The 17,716-nt window shown below is 71.9% G+C and carries 24 protein-coding genes and 1 tRNA gene; 14 read left to right on the top strand and 11 right to left on the bottom strand.

What is annotated here, in order from left to right; all coding sequences use genetic code 11:
- Positions 1-11: 11 nt before the first annotated feature.
- Genes L6E12_RS30260 through L6E12_RS30245 form a run of 4 tightly spaced genes read left to right on the top strand, consistent with a single transcriptional unit; the run spans position 12 to position 2,473 of the window.
- Positions 12-290 (top strand): MoaD/ThiS family protein, encoded by a 279-nt coding sequence (locus L6E12_RS30260; RefSeq protein WP_236231342.1) that lies wholly within the window; start codon positions 12-14, stop codon positions 288-290.
- 25 nt (positions 291-315) lie between these two features.
- The gene (locus L6E12_RS30255) at positions 316-1,266 is read left to right on the top strand and encodes a PLP-dependent cysteine synthase family protein (RefSeq protein ID WP_236231341.1); all 951 of its coding nucleotides are present in this window, start codon (positions 316-318) and stop codon (positions 1,264-1,266) included.
- Between the two features lie 25 nt (positions 1,267-1,291).
- Positions 1,292-1,750, top strand: a complete 459-nt coding sequence (locus L6E12_RS30250) for an SRPBCC family protein (RefSeq protein WP_236231340.1) — start codon at positions 1,292-1,294, stop codon at positions 1,748-1,750.
- Positions 1,751-1,780: 30 nt separating this feature from the next.
- Entirely contained in the window at positions 1,781-2,473 is a 693-nt protein-coding gene (locus L6E12_RS30245) for an aspartate/glutamate racemase family protein (protein WP_236231339.1), read from the top strand.
- Between the two features lie 24 nt (positions 2,474-2,497).
- Here L6E12_RS30245 and L6E12_RS30240 read toward each other — a convergent pair whose 3' ends face one another.
- On the bottom strand, positions 2,498-3,337 hold the full coding sequence (locus L6E12_RS30240; protein ID WP_236231376.1) for an oxidoreductase: 840 nt from the start codon (positions 3,335-3,337) through the stop codon (positions 2,498-2,500).
- A 95-nt stretch (positions 3,338-3,432) separates the two neighbouring features.
- On the opposite strand from L6E12_RS30240, the gene L6E12_RS30235 reads away from it, so the two are divergent.
- The 6 genes from L6E12_RS30235 to rdgB all read left to right on the top strand — a co-directional run bounded on the left by L6E12_RS30235 (position 3,433) and on the right by rdgB (position 7,819).
- The gene (locus tag L6E12_RS30235) at positions 3,433-4,077 is read left to right on the top strand and encodes a DNA-binding response regulator (RefSeq protein WP_236231338.1); all 645 of its coding nucleotides are present in this window, start codon (positions 3,433-3,435) and stop codon (positions 4,075-4,077) included.
- 96 nt (positions 4,078-4,173) lie between these two features.
- Complete coding sequence (locus L6E12_RS30230; protein ID WP_236231337.1) at positions 4,174-4,809, top strand: rhomboid family intramembrane serine protease; 636 nt, start codon at positions 4,174-4,176, stop codon at positions 4,807-4,809.
- The gene (murI, locus tag L6E12_RS30225) at positions 4,806-5,600 is read left to right on the top strand and encodes a glutamate racemase (protein WP_236231336.1); all 795 of its coding nucleotides are present in this window, start codon (positions 4,806-4,808) and stop codon (positions 5,598-5,600) included. Before L6E12_RS30230 ends, murI begins: the two co-directional genes overlap by 4 nt.
- Before the next feature lie 37 nt (positions 5,601-5,637).
- Positions 5,638-6,408 (top strand): MBL fold metallo-hydrolase, encoded by a 771-nt coding sequence (locus L6E12_RS30220; RefSeq protein WP_236231335.1) that lies wholly within the window; start codon positions 5,638-5,640, stop codon positions 6,406-6,408.
- 23 nt (positions 6,409-6,431) lie between these two features.
- Positions 6,432-7,217, top strand: coding sequence for a ribonuclease PH (rph, locus tag L6E12_RS30215; protein WP_236231334.1), 786 nt, complete (start codon positions 6,432-6,434; stop codon positions 7,215-7,217).
- Entirely contained in the window at positions 7,214-7,819 is a 606-nt protein-coding gene (gene rdgB / locus L6E12_RS30210; RefSeq protein WP_236231333.1) for an RdgB/HAM1 family non-canonical purine NTP pyrophosphatase, read from the top strand. Before rph ends, rdgB begins: the two co-directional genes overlap by 4 nt.
- Before the next feature lie 93 nt (positions 7,820-7,912).
- Here the strand turns inward: rdgB and L6E12_RS30205 are convergent, their stop codons facing one another.
- From L6E12_RS30205 to smpB, 5 genes are all read right to left on the bottom strand, one after another.
- Positions 7,913-8,803: a serine hydrolase gene (locus L6E12_RS30205; protein ID WP_236231332.1), complete on the bottom strand. Its 891-nt coding sequence runs from the start codon at positions 8,801-8,803 to the stop codon at positions 7,913-7,915.
- A 105-nt stretch (positions 8,804-8,908) separates the two neighbouring features.
- On the bottom strand, positions 8,909-9,397 hold the full coding sequence (bcp, locus tag L6E12_RS30200; RefSeq protein ID WP_236231331.1) for a thioredoxin-dependent thiol peroxidase: 489 nt from the start codon (positions 9,395-9,397) through the stop codon (positions 8,909-8,911).
- A 23-nt stretch (positions 9,398-9,420) separates the two neighbouring features.
- A complete protein-coding gene (locus tag L6E12_RS30195) occupies positions 9,421-9,951 on the bottom strand; it encodes a hypothetical protein (RefSeq protein ID WP_236231330.1) in 531 nt (176 codons plus the stop codon).
- A gap of 187 nt (positions 9,952-10,138) precedes the next feature.
- Positions 10,139-10,324: a hypothetical protein gene (locus L6E12_RS30190; RefSeq protein WP_236231329.1), complete on the bottom strand. Its 186-nt coding sequence runs from the start codon at positions 10,322-10,324 to the stop codon at positions 10,139-10,141.
- 22 nt (positions 10,325-10,346) lie between these two features.
- Positions 10,347-10,826: an SsrA-binding protein SmpB gene (gene smpB / locus L6E12_RS30185; RefSeq protein WP_236231328.1), complete on the bottom strand. Its 480-nt coding sequence runs from the start codon at positions 10,824-10,826 to the stop codon at positions 10,347-10,349.
- Positions 10,827-10,921: 95 nt separating this feature from the next.
- Between smpB and L6E12_RS30180 the strand changes: the two genes are divergently transcribed.
- Together L6E12_RS30180 and L6E12_RS30175 are read left to right on the top strand one after the other, a co-directional pair.
- Positions 10,922-11,542 (top strand): nucleotidyltransferase domain-containing protein, encoded by a 621-nt coding sequence (locus L6E12_RS30180; protein ID WP_236231327.1) that lies wholly within the window; start codon positions 10,922-10,924, stop codon positions 11,540-11,542.
- A complete protein-coding gene (locus L6E12_RS30175) occupies positions 11,539-11,940 on the top strand; it encodes a hypothetical protein (RefSeq protein WP_236231326.1) in 402 nt (133 codons plus the stop codon). The genes L6E12_RS30180 and L6E12_RS30175 overlap by 4 nt, the downstream gene beginning before the upstream one ends.
- Positions 11,941-11,953: 13 nt before the next feature.
- Here the strand turns inward: L6E12_RS30175 and L6E12_RS30170 are convergent.
- A tRNA-Leu gene (locus L6E12_RS30170) sits at positions 11,954-12,030 on the bottom strand.
- 113 nt (positions 12,031-12,143) lie between these two features.
- Between L6E12_RS30170 and L6E12_RS30165 the strand changes: the two genes are divergently transcribed.
- Positions 12,144-12,365, top strand: a complete 222-nt coding sequence (locus L6E12_RS30165) for a DUF3618 domain-containing protein (RefSeq protein ID WP_236231325.1) — start codon at positions 12,144-12,146, stop codon at positions 12,363-12,365.
- Between the two features lie 578 nt (positions 12,366-12,943).
- Here the strand turns inward: L6E12_RS30165 and L6E12_RS30160 are convergent.
- Both L6E12_RS30160 and L6E12_RS30155 read right to left on the bottom strand, forming a co-directional pair.
- Complete coding sequence (locus tag L6E12_RS30160; RefSeq protein ID WP_236231324.1) at positions 12,944-13,228, bottom strand: hypothetical protein; 285 nt, start codon at positions 13,226-13,228, stop codon at positions 12,944-12,946.
- Positions 13,229-13,290: 62 nt separating this feature from the next.
- Positions 13,291-13,905, bottom strand: coding sequence for a TetR/AcrR family transcriptional regulator (locus tag L6E12_RS30155; protein WP_236231375.1), 615 nt, complete (start codon positions 13,903-13,905; stop codon positions 13,291-13,293).
- Positions 13,906-13,995: 90 nt separating this feature from the next.
- Here L6E12_RS30155 and L6E12_RS30150 point away from each other — a divergent pair, with 90 nt between their 5' ends.
- Positions 13,996-15,495, top strand: coding sequence for an NAD(P)/FAD-dependent oxidoreductase (locus tag L6E12_RS30150; RefSeq protein WP_236231323.1), 1,500 nt, complete (start codon positions 13,996-13,998; stop codon positions 15,493-15,495).
- A gap of 42 nt (positions 15,496-15,537) precedes the next feature.
- On the opposite strand, the gene L6E12_RS30145 is transcribed toward L6E12_RS30150, so the two are convergent.
- Positions 15,538-16,023, bottom strand: a complete 486-nt coding sequence (locus tag L6E12_RS30145) for a helix-turn-helix domain-containing protein (RefSeq protein ID WP_236231322.1) — start codon at positions 16,021-16,023, stop codon at positions 15,538-15,540.
- A 109-nt stretch (positions 16,024-16,132) separates the two neighbouring features.
- A partial coding sequence (locus tag L6E12_RS30140; RefSeq protein WP_308075348.1) for an LCP family protein occupies positions 16,133-17,716 on the bottom strand: 1,584 nt, incomplete at its 5' end.

The following is a 17,716-nucleotide window of genomic DNA, read 5'->3' as shown; positions in this document are numbered from 1 at the left end:
GAGGTTCCACCATGGCCGTCACGGTCTCGATCCCGACCATCCTGCGCACGCACACCGGTGGGGAGAAGTCCGTCCCCGCCGCGGGCACCACCCTCTCCGAGGTCATCGACGACCTGGAGGCCAACCACGGCGGCCTCAAGCAGCGCCTGGTCAAGGACGGCGCCCTGCACCGGTTCGTCAACGTCTACGTCAACGACGAGGACGTGCGCTTCGCCGGTGGCCTCGACGCCAAGGTCGCCGACGGCGACAACGTGACCATCCTCCCCGCCGTGGCCGGCGGCTCGCGCTAACCCCTGCCAGGGAGGTTGTTCGACGATGGCCCGCTACGACTCACTGCTCGACGCGCTCGGCGACACCCCACTGGTCGGGCTGCCGCGGCTGTCGCCGTCGGCGGACGTGCGGCTGTGGGCCAAGCTCGAGGACCGCAACCCGACCGGCTCGATCAAGGACCGGCCCGCGCTGGCCATGATCACCGCCGCGGAGCGCGACGGGGTGCTGCTGCCCGGCAACACCATCCTGGAGCCCACCTCGGGCAACACCGGCATCTCGCTGGCCATGGCCGCCAAGCTCAAGGGCTACGGGCTGGTCTGCGTGATGCCGGAGAACACCTCCGAGGAGCGCAGGACGCTCCTGCAGGCCTACGGGGCCAGGATCGTCTTCTCGCCCGCGGCGGGCGGCTCGAACGAGGCCGTCCGCCGGGCGAAGGAGCTGGCCAAGGAGCACCCGGACTGGGTGATGCTCTACCAGTACGGCAACCCGGACAACGTCGGCGCGCACTACCGCGGCACCGGCCCGGAGATCCTGCGCGACCTGCCGTCGATCACCCACTTCGTCGCCGGGCTGGGCACCACCGGCACGCTGGTGGGGGTGGGCCGGTACCTGCGCGAGCAGAAGCCGGGCGTGGAGATCGTGGCGGCCGAGCCGCGCTACGGCGAGCTGGTCTACGGCCTGCGCAACCTCGACGAGGGGTTCGTGCCCGAGCTGTACGACCCCGAGGTGCTGACTGGCCGCTACTCGGTCGGCTCCTACGACGCGCTGCGCCGCACCCGCCAACTGCTGGAGACCGAGGGCATCTTCGCGGGCATCTCCACCGGCGCCATCCTGCACGCGGCGCTGTCGGTGGCGGAGAAGGTCGCCAACCGGGGCGGGGAGGCCGACATCGTCTTCATCGTCTGCGACGGCGGCTGGAAGTACCTGTCCACCGGCGCCTACAGCGGCAGCCTCGACGAGGCATCCGAGCGGCTGGACGGGCACCTCTGGGCCTGAGCACCGTGCTCTAGGGTTGCCCGCCATGTCGACAATCTCCCGCACCGCGGTGGTCGACGCCCCGGTCGCCGCGGTGTGGCCGGTGGTCTCCGACGCCAGGCGCCTGCCCGACTGGTTCAGCTTCGCCGACCGGGTGGACGTGGTGTCCGGCTCCGGCCTCGGCGAGGCGCGGTTGCAGCACGCCCGGTTCGAGGGGCGCAGGCAGGAGGTCGACCAGGAGGTCGTGGAGTTCACCCCGGAACGGGTGATCGCCTGGGCGCACCGGGCCGAGCGCCTCGACGGCGATCCGGCCCCGGTGCGGGCCACCGGCGTGGTGTTCCGGGTGGAGCTGACCGCGGAGGGCGGCGCGACCCGGGTGCGCCTCGCGCAGACCCTGACCCCGGCGGGCGTCGGCCGGGCGGTCGCCCTGCACCTGTTCGGCGCCGCGGCGATCGGGCGGACCATCGCCGAGAGCCTGGTGCGCCTGTCCCGGTCCCTGGCCTGAACCCCGCGGGACGCGGGCACAATGGCCGCCATGAAGGTCATCGGCCTGCTGGGCGGGATGAGCTGGGAGTCCTCGGCTGAGTACTACCGGATCGTCAACGAGCGCGTGCGGGAGCGGCTGGGCGGGCTGCACTCGGCGCGGTGCGTGCTGTACTCGGTGGACTTCGCCGAGATCGAGCGGATGCAGGTCGAGGGCCGCTGGGACGACGCCGCCGCGGTGCTCGCGGACGCGGCCCGGGCGCTGGTGCGGGCCGGGGCGGAGGTCGTCGTCCTGTGCACCAACACCATGCACAAGGTCGCCGACCGCCTCACCGACGGGCTCGGCGTGCCGCTGCTGCACCTGGCCGACGCGACCGCCGAGGCCGTGACCGCCGCGGGCCTGACCTCCGTCGGCCTGCTCGGCACCGCCTTCACCATGGAGCAGGACTTCTACACCGGCAGGCTCGCCGCGCACGGCCTCGACGTGCTCACCCCGGGCGCCGCCGACCGCGCCGAGGTGCACCGGATCATCTACGGGGAACTGGTGCTCGGGGTCGTAGAGGAGTCGTCCCGGCAGGTCTACCGCGAGGTGATCGGCAGGCTGGTCGAGCGGGGCGCGCGGGGGGTGGTCCTGGGGTGCACCGAGATCGAGCTGCTGGTGTCCGCCCGGGACAGCCCGGTGCCGGTGTTCCCGACCACCCGCCTGCACGCCGAACTCGCCGTCGACCTGGCCCTGGCCGACTAGTGGGCCGGGGCCAGGCCACCGGTGTCACAGGGTGAGGTCGGCCAGGTCCTCGTCGGTCAGTTCGATGTCGCCCGCGGCCAGGTTGGACTCCAGGTGCGCGATCGACGAGGTGCCCGGGATCAGCAGGATGTTCGGCGACCGGTGCAGCAGCCAGGCCAGCGCGACCTGCCGGTCGGTGGCCCCGTGCCGCCCGGCGACCCGGTTCAGGGCTTCGGCCTGGAGCGGGGTGAACCCGCCGAGCGGGAAGAACGGCACGTAGGCGATGTCCAGCTCCGCCGTCTCGTCCACCAGCGCGTCGTCACCGTGGTCGACGACGTTGAACAGGTTCTGCACGCACACCACCGGCGCGATCGACCGCGCCTCGGCGAGCTGCGCGGCGGTGACGTTGCTGACACCCAGCTCCTTGATGAGCCCCTGCTCGCGCAGCTCGGCCAGCACCCCGAACGGCTCGGCGAGCGAGCGCTCCACCGGGCCGGTCAGCCCGGGCATCCGCAGGTTGACCACGTCGAGGCTGTCCACCCCGAGGCGGTCCAGGTTCTCCCGGACGGCCAGCCGCAGGTCGTCGGGCTCCAGCGCCTCCGGCCACCCGCCCTCGGCGTCGCGGCGCGCGCCCACCTTGGTGACCAGCACCAGGTCGTCGGGGTAGGGCCGCAGGGCCTCGGCGATGATCTCGTTCACCACGTACGGGCCGTAGTAGTCCGAGGTGTCCAGGTGCCGCACACCCAGCTCGATCGCCCGCCGCAGCACGGCCACCGCCGCGTCGCGGTCCTCCGGCGGCCCGAACACGTGCGGGCCCGCCAACTGCATTGCTCCGTACCCGATGCGGCCGACCTCGGCCGCCCCGAGCTTCCCGTTCTTCTGCATGGTGTCCACGATGCCCCCTCCCGCCCTGGCGGGCTCGCTTTGGCAGGACTCTGCCACCGCCGACCTGGTGCCGCTCCAGGTGCACACTGGAACCGATGACAACATCGGGGATCACCGTCGTGCGCGGCGAGCAGGAGCTGTACCCGCGGCTGGTGCACGCCTTCGAGCACGCGCGCACCGAGATCAGCTGCGCCGTCGACCAGCTCTTCTCCTGGGTGGTCACGCGCACCGCGTCGGTGCCCGCCACCCGGTTCCCGCCGGGGGTGCGGGTCCGCAAGCTCTACCGCGCGGGCCTGCTGCTCGACCCGGCCTTCGCCGGGTACGCCCACACCATGGCCGACCTCGGCGCCGAGGTGCGGGTGCCCGAGCGCGAGGTGAACGAGACGGTCCTGATCGACCGCCGGGTGGCCGTCCTGGCGGGCGACACCGCGTACGGCCCGCGCGGCTACAGCGTCGTCACGGTGCCCGAGGTCGTGCAGGGCATCGCCTCGCTGTTCGACACCGCGTGGGCCACCGCCGCCCCACTGGAGCTGTGGGACGCCGACCGGTCCGACCTGCGGGCGCTGGCGCCGCGGGTGCTGGAGGCGCTGGCCGCGGGCGCCAAGGACGAGACCGCCGCCCGCGCCGTCGGCCTGTCCGTGCGCACCTACCGGCGGCGGGTGGCCGAGCTGATGGCCGCCCTCGGCGCCGAGACCCGGTTCCAGGCGGGGGTCCGGGCCCGCGAACTGGGCCTGATCTGACGCGTCGGGATCGCCCGCGGTGAGCAGTGCGCCCCGGGGCCGGTCTCGGGGTTGTCCCGGATACCCCGGGTGCGGAAAACACGTAGCCTCGAAACCGTGAGCACTTCGCCCGTCAAGACCCCCGCGGCCCGCGTCCTGCCGCCGAACCCGGCCAGGGCCGGGATCGTGATCGGGGCGTTCACCGCGCTGCTCTACCTGGTGGAGCTGGTCGACGTCGTCCTGCCCGCGCAGCTCGACCAGAACGGGATCATCCCGCGCTCGGTGTCCGGGCTCGACGGCATCCTGTGGGCGCCCCTGCTGCACGGCGGCTGGGGGCACCTGATCGGCAACACGCTCCCGTTCCTCGTGCTCGGCTTCCTGGCCATGGCCAACGGGCTGGGCCAGTGGGTCGCGGTGACCGCCACCATCTGGGTCGTCTCCGGGGTCGGCGTGTGGCTGACCGGCGCGCCGGGCGTCACCGTCGGCGCGTCCGGGATCTGCTTCGGCTGGCTGCTGTTCCTGCTGGTCCGCGGCCTGTTCAACCGCAGCGCGGTGCAACTCGGCGTCGCCGCCCTGCTGCTGCTGTACTGGGGCACGATGCTGTTCGGGGTGCTGCCGGGCAACCAGGGCATCTCCTGGCAGGGCCACCTGTTCGGGGCGGTCGGCGGTGTCCTCGCCGCCTGGTTCGTCGCGCAGGCGAACAAGGGGGTCGCCAAGCGGCAGGTCACCGCGCCCCCGGCGTTCCCGGTATGAGCGCGCCGATCGGGATCTTCGACTCCGGGGTGGGCGGGCTGACCGTCGCCCGCGCCATCCTCGACCAGCTCCCGCACGAGCGGCTGCGCTACGTCGGCGACACCGCGCACAGCCCGTACGGCCCCAAGCCCATCGCCGAGGTTCGCGCCCGCGCACTGGACATCGCCGACGGCCTTGTCGCCGACGGGGTCAAGATGCTGGTCATCGCCTGCAACACGGCCTCGGCGGCCTGCCTGCGTGACGCCCGCGAACGCTACGACGTGCCCGTGGTCGAGGTGATCGTCCCGGCCACCCGGCGGGCCGCGGCGGCCACCCGGTCCGGGCGGGTCGGAGTGATCGGAACCGCTGGAACGATTCGGTCCCGCGCCTACGACGACGCGTTCGCCGCCGCCGCGGGCATCACCGTGACCGGTTCGGCCTGCCCCCGGTTCGTCGACTTCGTGGAACGCGGTGTGACCGCGGGCCGCCAGATCCTCGGCCTGGCGCAGACCTACCTCGAACCCCTCCAGCAGGCCGAGGTCGACACCGTGGTCCTCGGCTGCACGCACTACCCGCTGCTCACCGGCCTCATCCAGGTGGTCATGGGGCCCGACGTGACCCTGGTGTCCAGCGCCGAGGAGTGTGCCAAGGACGTCTTCCGGGTGCTCACCGAACGTGGTCAGGTGGCCGAGGGGGGTGACCCCGGTCCGCACGAGTTCCGGGCCACCGGGGCGGCTGAACCGTTCCACCGCTTGGCCCGCCGGTTCCTCGGCCCGGAACTGGCCGGGGTGGCCCCTGCGGCCATCCGGTGATCGTGCGGAGGGCCCTGCGTGTGACAGGCTGTCCGACGTGCTGCTGACCGTCCTCGGCTGTTCCGGGAGCGTCCCCGGACCCGGTGCCCCCGCCTCCGGCTACCTGTTGGAGGCCGAGGGGTTCCTGCTCGGCATCGAACTCGGCAACGGGACCTTCTCCGCGCTGCAAGCCCTGCGCGACCCGTTCGAGCTCGACGCCCTGCTGTTCTCGCACCTGCACGCCGACCACTGCGCCGACTTCTCCGCGCTGAGCGTCTACCGCCGCTACCACCCGGCGCCGACGATCGACCCGCGGGCGAACAAGCTGCCGGTGCACGCCCCCGCGGAGGCGCCCACCCGGTTCAGCGCCCAGTACGGCACCGACGAGGCCGACCGGCAGGTCACCGACCTGTCCGACGTCTACGACTTCGTGCCGCTGGGCGTCGGCAAGTTCCAGGTCGGTCCGTTCGAGGTCGTCTCGGCCCCGGCCGCGCACCCGTGCGAGTCCTACAGCTTCCGGATCAGCCACGGCGGCCGCAGCCTGGGCTACACCGGCGACACCGGGGTCAATGCCGTGCTCCCCGACCTGGTGCACGACGTCGACACCTTCCTCGCCGAGGCGTCCTGGACGCACTCCGGCGCGGTGATCCCCGACCTGCACCTGTCCGGCCGGGAGGCGGGCGAGATCGCCGCGCAGGCCGGGGTGGGTCGGCTGCTGCTCACCCACATCCCGCCGTGGACCGACTCCGCGGCCGTCCTCGCCGAGGCCAGGGCGGCCTACCGGGGCGATGTGGTGATCGTGCGGCAGGGCGCGAGCTACGAGGTCTGAGTGGCCCATCTAGGCTGGCCGACGTGGTGAGAAGCGATGGCAGGAACGACGACCAGCTCCGGGACATCAAGATCACCCGCGGCTACCAGGACTGGCCCGCGGGCTCGGTGCTCGTGGAGTTCGGCCGCACCAGGGTGCTGTGCGCGGCCAGCGTCACCGAGGGCGTGCCCCGCTGGCGCAAGGGCTCCGGGCTCGGCTGGGTCACCGCCGAGTACGCGATGCTCCCGTCGGCCACCAACACCCGGAGCGACCGCGAGTCGGTCAAGGGCCGCGTCGGTGGGCGCACGCACGAGATCAGCAGGCTCATCGGCCGCTCCCTGCGCGCCTGCATCGGCCTGGCCGCGCTCGGCGAGAACACCATCCACCTCGACTGCGACGTGATCCAGGCCGACGGCGGCACCCGCACCGCGGCCATCACCGGCGCCTACGTCGCCCTCGCCGACGCGGTCACCTGGCTGGCCGCGGGCGGCAGGCTCGCCGACCCGCAGCCGCTGTCCTGCGCGGTGTCGGCGGTCAGCGTCGGTGTGGTCGGCGGGCGCATCCGCCTGGACCTGCCCTACGAGGAGGACTCGCGCGCGGAGGTCGACATGAACGTCGTCGCCACCGACGCGGGCACCCTGATCGAGGTGCAGGGCACCGGCGAGGGCGCCACGTTCGCCCGCTCCACCCTGGACAAGATGGTCGACCTGGCGCTGCAGGGGTGCGCGGAGCTCAACCGCGTGCAGGCCGAGGCGCTGGCGCTGCCGTACCCGGGCACCCTGCCCGAGCCGAAGCCCGCCAAGTCCACCCAGCCGAAGGCGGGCAAGTGAGCAGGGTCCTGCTGGCCACCCGCAACCAGAAGAAGCTGGCCGAGTTGCGGCGCATCCTGCTGGCCGAGGCCGTGCACGGGGTGGAGATCGTCGGCCTCGCCGACCTCCCCGAGTTCCCCGACGCGCCGGAGACCGGGGCGACGTTCGAGGAGAACGCCCTGGCCAAGGCCCGCGACGCGGTCCGCGAAACCGGCCTCCCGGTCATCGCCGACGACTCCGGCGTCACCGTCGACGCCCTCAACGGCATGCCCGGCGTGCTCTCCGCCCGCTGGTCCGGCAGGCACGGCGACGACCAGGCCAACCTCGACCTGGTCCTGGGCCAGCTCACCGACGTGCCCGACGATCGGCGCGGCGGCGGCTTCGTCTGCGTGGTCGCCTTCGTCCTCCCCGACGGCACCGAGACCACCCTGCGCGGCGAGTGGCGCGGCACGATCAGCCGGGAACCGCGCGGCACCAACGGCTTCGGCTATGACCCGATCTTCGTGCCCGAGGGCGAGACCCGCTCCTCGGCGGAGATGGCACCGGAGGAGAAGGACGCGGTCTCCCACCGCGGCCGCGCCCTGCGGCTGCTGGTCCCGTACCTGCGCGTGCTGGCCCAGTGAGGGCAGGTCCCAGGACCTGCGCTCCGAGCCGTTCACGCCCTGGGAATCCCGGGCTGCCAGGCGGGCCCACGTGTCCGGCAGCGCGGCCGAGGCTCATCGGAGTACCGCGTCCAGGGTCCGGGCTCCGGCGGTGACCGACTTCGCGGCCGTGGACCAGGCGGTGCGCAGCGGGTGCTCGGTCAACAGCACGACGACGTAGCGCCACCCCGCCCCCACCAGACCGGTGCTGTGCACGACGATGTCCCGTGCCGAATCCGACCAGCCCTGCTTCACCGCCCACGGCGCGCTCAGCCCGTCCGGGATGCCGAAGTGCTGGTCGAACCCGTCCGCCGCGGACCGGGGCGCGGCGGCCAGCGCGTCGACGACCAGCGCGCGGTCGGCGGGGGGCAGCGACCCCAGCACGTGGGTGTAGACCCCGGCCACGTCCCGGGCGGTCAGCAACACGTCGCCCCAGCGGCCGGGGATGGCGGGCGGGCGGGTGTCGCGCAGGCCCATCGCCCGCGCGGTCCGGGTCACCAGCGCCGCGCCGCCCCGCCGCACCCACAGGGCGCTGGCGATGTCGTCGTCGGACAACCGCAGCATCCGCGCCACCTGGTTGCGGGTCGCGGTGTCCGCCCCGGCCCCCAGCACGTCCACCGCGATCAGCAGCTTGACCAGCGACGCCGACCGGAACCGCCGGTCCGCCCCCGCCGAGACGACCTCGGTCCCGGTCTCCCGGTCCAGCACGAGCAGCCCCACCTCGGCGGCCCGGTCCACCCCGCGCACGGCACCGGTCACCGCCGACGCCGTCGGAGCGGGCCCGGACGGCGCCTGCCGGGGTCTGTCGGGCGGTGGCGGCGCCGTGGTCGCGGGTGGGAGCGGGGCGGCGGTGTCCTGCCGGGGCAGGACGATCACCGGGGCGGCGAGCACGGTCGGGCCGGTGTCCGGGGTGGTCGAGCAACCGACCGCGAGGGCGAGGACGGGGAGCAGGAGCCAACGGCGCATGCCGGGAAGAACGCGGCCCCCGGCCGGGGAAGTTGACCCGTCCGGAACTCAACTTCCCCGCGCCGCGCGCCGTTACGCCGCGGCGGGCCGGGAGGTTGCCCCCGGTCAGATCTTGAGGTCTTTGCGCAGCTTGGCGACGTGACCGGTGGCCCGCACGTTGTACTGGGCGTGACTCAGCACACCCTCCGGGTCGACGACGAAGGTGGAGCGGATCACGCCGGTGACCGTCTTGCCGTACATGGTCTTCTCGCCGAAGGCGCCGTAGGCGTTCATGACCGCCTTGTCCGCGTCGGACAGCAGCGGGAACGTCAGACCCTCGTCGGCGACGAACTTGGCCAGCTTCGCCTGCTTGTCCGGGGAGATGCCGAGCACGGCGTAGCCCGCGCCGCCCAGCTCGGCCAGGTTGTCGCGGAAGTCGCACGCCTGCTTGGTGCACCCCGGCGTCGCCGCGGCCGGGTAGAAGTACACGACCACGGACCGGCCGCGGAAGTCCGACAGCGAAACCTGGTTGCCCTCGCTGTCGGGGAGGGTGAAGTCGGGGGCGGGGTCGCCCGCGGAGAGTCGCCCAGGGGGGACCGGCTTTGTCTCGCTCATGGCGTGACGCTAGCGCGCCCGCCTCAGGCGGTCTCGCTGAACACCGTCACCGCGCTCCCGGCCCCCGGCTCCGGCGCGGCACCGATGCGCACCCAGGTCTTCTCCTGCGGCACGGCGAAGGCCACCGAGAACCGCAACGTCTCACCCGGCTTCACCTCCGCGCCGCCGACGACCCCGGTGTAGCCCTGGGTGGAGTCGATGACCTGCTGGGTGGCGCTGCCGTTGGCGGTGGCCGACAGCGACAGCAGCGTCGGCTTGTAGGGGGCCGGGCCGTCGTTCTCCACGGCCATGTCGAACCCGACCGCCCGCACGGCGGGGGGCGAGGCCGAGTTCGTCGGCACGAACGACTTCGCCTCGGACACCGTGATGGTCAGCCCGGCGCCGAGGGAGGTCCGGTCGCCGCCGCGGGAGGCGGGCCCCCCGGACCGGGCGACCTTGTCGCTGAGGGTGGTCGGTGGCGAGGTCGAGGTCTGGGTGGCGGAGTCGTTCGCGCCACAACCCGCGACGGCCATCAGCGCCGCGCAGGCGGCAGCGGTCAGACGGGCGAGCTTCACCGGACGTGCCTTTCTCGCGGAGGGGGACGCGGGGGTGTGCGCACTCCACCATGACGGCAGGCACGGCCCACCGCCGCAGCGGATGCCGGGTTGAGTCGGACCTGGTGTCGTGCTGTGGCCGAGCCGTGACCAGCGGCGCACACCGGGTGATCGACGCCACGGCCGTGGCCTGCGGTTCCCCGGTTCTTCAGGCGGCGAAGGCGAAAAACAGGACGAACAACCCGACCCCGACCAGCCAGGCGGCGATCAACCAGCCGAAGTCCCGCCACGGCGCCACCGCGCGGTTGTCGTCGGCCCCGGGCACGTGCACACCCCGCTCCTCGAACCGGTCCACCAGCCGCAGGAGCGCGGCGAAGGGTCGGGGCGCGCGCACGCTGTGAATCGTCCCACAGCGCTCAGCGCCTGCGCCCCTTGATGTGGTTCGAGAACGCCCGCGCGATCTCCCGCTCGGCGTCCCGGGTGGCCAGGCTCGCCCGCTTGTCCCAGGACTTCTTGCCCTTCACCAGCGCCAACTCCACCTTCACCCGCCCGTCGGCGAAGTACATCGACAGCGGCACCAGGGACAACCCGCCCTCGTGCACCCGCAGCGCCAGCTTGTCGATCTCCCGCCGGTGCAGCAGCAGCTTGCGCACCCGCCGCGGGGTGTGGTTGGTCCACGTCCCGAAGGCGTACTCGGCGATGTGCAGTCCGCGCAGCCACACCTCACCGTCGTCGATCGTGGCGAAGGAGTCGACGAGCGAGGCCCGCCCCAACCGCAGGCTCTTCACCTCGGTCCCGACCAGCACCACCCCGGCCTCGACCGTGTCGAGCACCAGGTAGTCGTGCCGCGCCTTCCGGTTCGACGCGATCGTCCCCGGCTGCGGCTTCTTCGCCATGCGCCCAGCCTACTTCGAGGGGCGATCGCTTATTAAAGTGCGCCTACCCGTATTATAGTTGGGGTAAATGAACTTTGCCAGGTCAGGAGGCGCACGTGGACTTCACTCGCCCCCTGGCCACGGTCACGCCCACGTTGGACGGCGGTGTGCTCGCGGCCCTGGCCCGGGCTGAAGCGAACTTCACGACCGGGCAACTGCGCCGCCTGCTGGGTGACCACTCGGAAGAGGGGATCCGGCGGGTTCTCCGGCGCTTGGTCGAACAGGGAATCGTGACCTCGGAGCGGGTCGGCAACGCGTTCGCCTACCGCTTCAACCGCGAACACCTCGCTGCTGATCACGTGCTCGGTCTGGCTCACCTGTTCGAGGACTTCCTCTTCCGCCTCAGCGGGCTTCTCGGTCAGTGGAAGGTCCCGCCCGTCTACGCGGCGGTTTTCGGGTCGGTGGCACGGCGCTCGATGACGAATTCCAGTGACATCGATCTGTTTGTCGTCCGCCCGGACGCGGTGGCCGATGAGATCTGGGATTTCCAGGTCGCCGGGTGCGTCGACCAGGTCGCCAAGTGGACCGGCAACGACCTGCGCCTGCTGGAGTTCACCGGAGCGGAACTCCGCGCCCGGAGCGCCGGTGAACCGGTGTTCCGGGATGTGGTGGCCCACGGGCTCACGGTCGCCGGGCAACGGACCTGGCTGATCCGGCAACTGACGAGAAAAGAGTGAGCGTGCGAACTGTTCCCTGTCCGCAGGCGGTTCGACTCGGGCGGCTGCGCAAAGCCGACCAGTTCCTGCAGGCCGCGACAATCGTCGTGGCCTTCGCCGACGATGAGGGTGAAGTCGCCGACGCGTGCGTGACCTTGTTCGTCCACGCGGGCATCGCGGCGGCCGATGTGATCTGCTGCGCAGCCCTCGGCGAGCATCCGCGCGGCGAGAACCATGGGGAGGCCGTGGCGATGCTCGCGTCGGTCGACCGGCCGACATCGCGACACCTGCAGACGCTGCTCGCCATGAAGACCAAAGCGGGCTACACCCACACACCTGCTTCGGCCGATGACCTGAAACGGGCGGGCCGTGGCGCCGAGGCGCTGGTCGAGCGCGCGCGGATGGCGGCGGGGCGCTGAGGTCGCCGGGGACTGGTGGGACCGGAGAGACTCGAACTCTCACTGGCACGGACCTAAACCGTGTGCCTCTGCCAATTGGGCTACGGTCCCGCGGTCGCCTGTGTCGGCGGCCACGCCCCAGGGTAACGGCGTGGCCGGCGCGCGGGGCGGCCGGTGGGTGATCTACCGTGGTGCCCGCCGACGGCGGTTTCCTAGGAGGACACGTGGCCCGCGACCCCGACACCATCCAGCGCGAGATCGAACAGGCGCGTGACGCGCTCGCCGCGACCCTGGACCAACTGGGCACCAAGGCGAGCCCGAAGCGGCTGGTGGACAACGCCAAGGCCGAGGCCCGGTCGAAGCTCGACGACCCGAAGGTCAAGTACGCCCTCATCGGCGTGGGTGTGCTGGTGGGCCTGCTCGTGGTGCGCAGGATCTTCAGCTAGTGGGAGGTCCTCAGCCGCTCCGGCGGCTGGGGACGACTCGCTCTGCCTGCTGGTGTCTCTCTTGGCGGTGCCCGGGGTGGATCCGCTTGGCGTGTGTTCAGGGCCCGGAATCTGCTACGCCGTGTGCTTCGGCTCAAGCGCCGGTCGTTTGTTGGTGGTGCCCGGGTGGGTGGATCTGCTTGGGCGGGGCCCCTACAGCGATCATGCGCCCAGTGTGACCGAGTGGGGCTGAAGGGATGCCCCACAGCCCCAGCAGGCTTGCACATGATCGCTACCCCCACCCAAGCACATCCACCCACCCGGGCCTTTGCGTAGCCGGGCAGGCGGTTGCGGGGGTGGCTGGCTTTCGCTGCGCACGGTGGGTCGCGAGTGGCGGGCCGCCGGTGGGGTTCGACGTGGCTGGCCGTCGGCTGGTGGGTGCTCGGTGGCTGCGCTCGTGGGGTTCGGGGGAGCCGACCACTGCGCCGGAGGTGTTCAGGGTGGCGGGCAACCGGGTTCGGGGTGGCTGCCCGCCCGCCTGTGGGGTTCGGGGTGTTCCGGTGGCCTGCCGACGTGGATCTGGTGCCGGTGGTGTCGGGTCAGGCGGTTGTCGCCTCGTCGGTGGCGGGGGTCGGGCCTGGGGGCGGGGTGGCCAGGCGGGCGGTGAGGTAGGCCGTGGTGAAGCCCAGGGCGTCGCCGTCCAGGGTGTGGACGACGGTGCGGGGTTGGTCGCCGGGGGCGATGCGCTCGGCGAGCTGGTCGGCCTGGTCGCGGGCCGCGATGAGGCCCGGGGCGGTCGCGGTGAGGACCTCGTCCCCACCCGTCACCTCGACCTTCCAGTCGTCGCCGTCGCGGGTGTAGTTCGCCAGGATCGGCTCGAACATCCTTGGCCCTCCTGTTCTGCTCACCGACCAGCGTAGGCCCGGTGCCTGCGCGGTGCCGGAGTTCAGTTCCCCACCATGCTGGACAGCCCGGTCCACAGTGCCCGCATCAGGTGGTCGGCCGCCTGCTCGGCGGTGACGTCCTCCTCGTTGACGTACCACAGCGACAGGCGCTCGCAGGCGCCGACGACGATCTGGGCGGCCGCCTCCAGGTCCTGGTGGGGTGCGTCGGGCAGGAAGGCCTTGAACAGGGCGAGGTCGATCTCCACCTGCTCCTGGCGGCCCGCCTCGATCTCCGCGGCGGCGGCCGGTCCGGCCACGGCGGCCTCGCTGCGCAGCATGAGCGACCAGGCGCGGCGGTGGGTGTCGGTGAACTCGAAGAAGGCGACCAGGCCGCGGCGCAGGGCCTCCTCCGCGCTGGTGGACCCCACGACGGACTCGGTGGTGGCCTTGGCCAGCTCGGTGCGGGCCTGGCGGATGCAGGCGACGAGCAGGCCCTCCTTGGAGCCGAAGTACTCGTAGATCATCGGCTTGGAGACCCCGCACAGCTCGGCGATGTCGTCCATGGAGGCGGCCAGGTAGCCCCGGTCGGCGAAGATCTCCTCGGCGACGGCCATCATCTGCCGTTCGCGCTCGGCGCGGGGCATTCGGCGCTTGCGCTCAACCTTGCCACCGGTCATTGTCACGGGATTGAGTCTACCGCAAGTAACCTACTCAGAGTAAGCTTGACTCCGGGTAACAGGTACATACTAGTCACGGAGGCGCGGCCCATGGGCAAACTCATCCACACCGGTGTGGTGATCGTCGGCACCGGGTTCTCCGGCATGGGAATGGCCATCCAGCTGCGCAAGGAGGGCCGCGAGGACTTCGTCGTGCTGGAGAAGGCCGACGACTTCGGCGGCACCTGGCGCGACAACAGCTACCCGGGCTGCGCCTGCGACATCCAGTCGCACATGTACTCGTTCTCCTTCGAGCCCAAGGCCGACTGGTCCCGCGCGTTCGCCCCGCAGGCGGAGATCTACCAGTACATGCGCGACGTGGCCGCCAAGTGGGACCTCGCCCGCAACACCAACTTCGGCGTCGAGGTCGCGGGTGCGCGCTGGGACGAGGAGGAAAACCGCTGGTACGTCGCCACCACCGGCGGTGACACCTACGTCGCGCAGTACGTGGTCGCGGGCATCGGCGCGCTGCACCTGCCGCAGGTCCCGCACCTCAACGGCATCGAGAACTTCGAGGGCAACGCCTTCCACTCCGCGCGCTGGGACCACGACTACGACCTCACCGGCAAGAAGGTCGCCGTGATCGGCACCGGCGCCAGCGCCGTGCAGTTCATGCCGCGCATCGCCAAGCAGGTCGCCGAGCTGACCCTGTTCCAGCGCACCCCGCCGTGGGTCATGCCCAAGCCCGACCACGCCATGCCCGGCTGGGCCAAGACGGCGCTGGCGAAGGTCCCCGGCGCCCACCGCGGCTACCGCAGCTTCCTGTACTGGCTCAACGAGGCCCGCGCCATCGGCTTCAACGGCCACCAGGGTGTGCTCAAGGCGGCATCGAGGCTGGCCGAGTGGAACATCAAGCGGTCCGTGCAGGACCCGGAGCTGGTCGCCAAGCTCACCCCGGACTACGTGATGGGCTGCAAGCGCGTCCTGATCTCCAACGACTACTACCCGGCCTTCCGCCGCGACAACGTCTCCCTCGACACCTCCGGCGTCGCGGAGGTCAGGGCCAGGAGCATCGTCACCAACGACGGCCGCGAGATCGAGGTCGACGCCATCATCTACGGCACCGGCTTCCAGGTCATCGACTCCATGGAGCACCTCGACATCACCGGCCGCGACGGCGTCGAGCTGGGCAAGATGTGGGCCGAGGCGGGCATCACCACCTACAACGGCATCAACGTCGCCGGTTTCCCGAACCTGTTCTTCCTGCTCGGCCCGAACACCGGCCTGGGCCACAACTCGGTCGTGTTCATGATCGAGTCCCAGCTCAACCACATCCGCGAGGCGATGAAGCTCGCCGAGCGGCACAACGTCGAGGCCATCGACGTCCGGCCCGCGGCGCAGGAGAAGTTCAACGTCGAGATCCAGCGCAAGCTCCGCGAGGGCGTCTGGACCCAGGGCGGCTGCAAGAGCTGGTACCTCGACGCCCAGGGCGTCAACCGCACCCTGTGGCCCGGGTTCACCTGGCGCTACTGGCTCAAGACCCGCAAGGTCGACGCGGCCGACTTCGAGCTGATCACCCGCAGTCGGACCCCGCAGCTCACCGCGAGCTGAGCCCCCGGCACCGAACCCCGTCGCCCCACCCGGCGGCGGGGTTCAGTCGTGCGGGGGTTCGGGCGCATCCGACAGGGCGCGCAGCCGCGCGAGGAGGTCCGGAGCCGGGAGCCCGCACAGCTCCGCCATCCGCGCCACCGCGTCCACGTCCAGGTGCACCGGCACCGCCCGCGCCCCGTCGCGCCCGCCGAGCCGCTCGACCGCCCAGCGGCGCAGCGGGGCCAGTTCCGGCGACCGCTCCCCGGCGACCCGGCGCAGGTCGAGGCGGACCCCGCCCGCCGGGTCGTCGGGGACCACGCGGGCCTGCACCCGGGCCAGCAGCCGGTGCGGCGGTTCGTCCAGGGCCAGGCAGATCTCCACGAACCGCAGCACCGAGCACCGCCGGGTGCCCAGCTCGTAGGTCGCCAGGGTCTGCAGCGAGATGCCGCTGGGCAGGCGGGCGTTGAGTTCCGCACGGGTCCAGCCCCGGCTCTTGCGCAGCTTCCGGATCTCGTCCCCCAGCACGCGCTGGTACGCCGCTCCATCCATGCGCCGCACACGCCCCTCTCCAGCCGGGTTCCACTGGAGAGAAGGCGAGGTCGCCGCACCCTGACGCGACTCACCCCGAATTGCGCCGAACGGGTGAACCGGGTGGGGGTCAGTTGATGCAGGGCACCGCGGGCTGGCGCGCGGCGCGCGCCGGGGCGCCCAGGTCGAGCGCGGGCGCGCCGGTGAACCCGTCGGCGGTGGTGTAGTCCTTGCCGAGGATCACCGAGACCTTGCCCTTGCCCAGGTCGGAGTCCTGCTCGACGGTGTAGTCGCCGCCGAGGGCGTCGGCGACCATCGTGCCGAGGGCCTGCTGGCCCGTGGCGTAGCGGATCACGGTCTTGGCGCGGGCCGCGGCGTTGCCGGTGCTGCCCTGGGTGAACCCCTTGCCGGTCAGCGTCTTCACCACGTCCGCGGCCAGGCCGGTCTTGCCGGACCCGTTGAGGACGTTGACGACCGGCTTGGCCGAGTCCGCGTCCGTCGACCCCGGTTCCGTGGTGCCGCTCGCCGGGGCGCTGCTCGGGCCCGCACTGCTGGTCGGCGCGTCCGGGGTGAGCAGGTGCCGGACGAAGGCGCGCACGTCGTCCGGGTCGATCTCGATCGCCGAGCCGTCGCTGGGCGTCTGCAGGTCGATGGTGCCGTGCGGGATGGTCTCGAAGGTGACCCGGCCGCCGGTGATGCCGGTCATCTGCTGGGCGAACTGCATGATGTTCCAGTCCTGGTCCAGCACGACCGACTTGGCGATCGCCTCCTGCAGCTTGGGCAGGGTCTCCGAGCCGGGGGCGATGACGTCCTGGGAGAACACCTTCTTCGCCATGGCGCCCATGAACGTCTGCTGGCGCACGATCCGGTCCAGGTCGCCGTTGGGCAGGCCGTGCCGCTGCCGGACGAAGGCCAGCGCGGGCGCCCCGGAGATGGTCTGCACGCCCGCGGGGAAGTTCGCCCCGGAGAACTTGTCCTTGACCGCCTTGTTCAGGCAGACCTCGACGCCGCCGATGGCCTGGGTGATGTCGTAGAAGCCGAGCAGGTTGACCTCGGCGTAGTGGTCGATGGTGGCGCCGGTGAGCTTGTTGATGGTGGCGATCAGGCTCTTGGCGCCCTCCAGGTTCGACCGCACCTCCAGGTCCCGGCCGCCGACGCCGTCCTCCTGCAGGCCGGTGTAGGCCTGCAGCTTCGCCCGGCCGTAGGCCGAGTTGATCTTGTGCTTGCCGTGGCCCGGGATGTCCACGTAGGAGTCGCGCGGGATCGAGATGCCGGTGGCCTTGCCGCCGTCGTTGGGGATGCGGATCAGGATCAGCGTGTCGGTGTTGATCTCGCCGTCGGCCACGCCGGCGTTCAGCGCCGCGAGCTGCTCCTTCGACAGCGGGTTGCCCTGCGCGTCGGTGCGGCTGTCCATGCCGACCATCAGGATGTCGATCGCGCCGTCGGCAGGCTTCTCCACCGAGGCGCCGTCGATCACGTTCGCCCTGGTCAGGTCGTTGGAGAAGTCGTCGGTGACCTTCCAGTAGTAGCCGAGGGTGGCCACCATCGCCGCCGACAGCAGCGTCACCAGGGTCTTGCCCGCCACATACCGGGGGCGCCGATCGGTGACCGGGGCGGCGGGGCGGGCGCGCGGGGCGATCTTCTCGGTGGGCGCCACGGCGTTGGCGCGGGCGGCCGGGGGGCGGGCCGCGCGCTCGGGTGCCCGGCCGCGCGC

Source organism: Actinokineospora sp. PR83 (assembly GCF_021056305.1).
Classification (GTDB): Bacteria; Actinomycetota; Actinomycetes; order Mycobacteriales; family Pseudonocardiaceae; genus Actinokineospora; species Actinokineospora spheciospongiae.
This window is presented reverse-complemented; position numbering and strand designations above follow the sequence as displayed.

What these genes read in the sequence shown, in the direction of transcription:
- L6E12_RS30150 (WP_236231323.1), top strand. Translation starts at nt 13,996, where the DNA reads ATGGGCAAACTCATCCACACCGGTGTGGTGATCGTCGGCACCGGGTTC.
- L6E12_RS30145 (WP_236231322.1), bottom strand. Translation starts at nt 16,023, where the DNA reads ATGGATGGAGCGGCGTACCAGCGCGTGCTGGGGGACGAGATCCGGAAG.
- L6E12_RS30160 (WP_236231324.1), bottom strand. Translation starts at nt 13,228, where the DNA reads ATGTTCGAGCCGATCCTGGCGAACTACACCCGCGACGGCGACGACTGG.
- L6E12_RS30260 (WP_236231342.1), top strand. Translation starts at nt 12, where the DNA reads ATGGCCGTCACGGTCTCGATCCCGACCATCCTGCGCACGCACACCGGT.
- smpB (WP_236231328.1), bottom strand. Translation starts at nt 10,826, where the DNA reads ATGGCGAAGAAGCCGCAGCCGGGGACGATCGCGTCGAACCGGAAGGCG.
- murI (WP_236231336.1), top strand. Translation starts at nt 4,806, where the DNA reads ATGAGCGCGCCGATCGGGATCTTCGACTCCGGGGTGGGCGGGCTGACC.
- L6E12_RS30205 (WP_236231332.1), bottom strand. Translation starts at nt 8,803, where the DNA reads ATGCGCCGTTGGCTCCTGCTCCCCGTCCTCGCCCTCGCGGTCGGTTGC.
- L6E12_RS30255 (WP_236231341.1), top strand. Translation starts at nt 316, where the DNA reads ATGGCCCGCTACGACTCACTGCTCGACGCGCTCGGCGACACCCCACTG.
- L6E12_RS30155 (WP_236231375.1), bottom strand. Translation starts at nt 13,905, where the DNA reads ATGACCGGTGGCAAGGTTGAGCGCAAGCGCCGAATGCCCCGCGCCGAG.
- bcp (WP_236231331.1), bottom strand. Translation starts at nt 9,397, where the DNA reads ATGAGCGAGACAAAGCCGGTCCCCCCTGGGCGACTCTCCGCGGGCGAC.
- L6E12_RS30240 (WP_236231376.1), bottom strand. Translation starts at nt 3,337, where the DNA reads ATGCAGAAGAACGGGAAGCTCGGGGCGGCCGAGGTCGGCCGCATCGGG.
- L6E12_RS30250 (WP_236231340.1), top strand. Translation starts at nt 1,292, where the DNA reads ATGTCGACAATCTCCCGCACCGCGGTGGTCGACGCCCCGGTCGCCGCG.
- L6E12_RS30245 (WP_236231339.1), top strand. Translation starts at nt 1,781, where the DNA reads ATGAAGGTCATCGGCCTGCTGGGCGGGATGAGCTGGGAGTCCTCGGCT.
- L6E12_RS30235 (WP_236231338.1), top strand. Translation starts at nt 3,433, where the DNA reads ATGACAACATCGGGGATCACCGTCGTGCGCGGCGAGCAGGAGCTGTAC.